The sequence below is a fragment of the Flavobacterium sp. LC2016-01 genome (assembly GCF_009711135.1).
In the GTDB taxonomy this organism is placed as follows: Bacteria; Bacteroidota; Bacteroidia; order Flavobacteriales; family Flavobacteriaceae; genus Flavobacterium.
Map to the genome: position 1 here is coordinate 1 of NZ_WMIC01000025.1, position 677 is coordinate 677.

1 pseudogene is annotated in these 677 nt (G+C 47.9%); it reads right to left on the bottom strand.

Going from position 1 to position 677, the window contains the following annotated elements:
- A pseudogene (locus GKZ88_RS22395) lies at window positions 1–677 on the bottom strand (secretion protein); the annotation flags it as partial.

A 677-nucleotide genomic window follows, 5' to 3' on the forward strand; every position in this document is an offset into this window, starting at 1 on the left:
TTTGCAGCTGTGTAAGTTCCGCCTGCTGTATAGGCTGTTGAGTTTGCTGACCATGTGTAAGTATCGCCAGAGCAGATAGTCGCTGTAGTAACCACTTTTGCCGGTTTCGGCGTTACTGTCAATTGCAGTTCCTGATCGGCAGTACAGCCATTGTTGGCAACTGTGTAAGTTCCGCCTGCTGTATAGGCTGTTGAGTTTGCTGACCATGTGTAAGTATCGCCAGAGCAGATTGTTGCTGTCGTAACCACTTTTGAAGGTTTTGGAGTTACAGTCAACTGCAGTTCCTGATCCGCCGTACAGCCGTTGTTGGCAACTGTATAAATTCCGCCTGCTGTATAAGCTGTTGAGTTTGCTGTCCATGTGTAGGTATCACCTGAGCAGATAGTCGCCGTAGTGATTACTTTTGCCGGTTTCGGAGTTACTGTCAACTGCAGTTCCTGATCTGCCGTGCAGCCGTTGTTGGCAACTGTATAGGTTCCGCCTGCTGTATATGCTGTTGCGTTTACTGTCCATGTATAAGCATCACCCGAGCAGATAGTCGCTGTCGTGATTACTTTTGCCGGTTTTGGAGTTACTGTCAACTGCAGTTCCTGATCGGCAGTACAGCCATTGTTGGCAACTGTATAGGTTCCGCCTGCTGTATAATTAGCCGAGTTTACTGACCATGTGTAAGTATC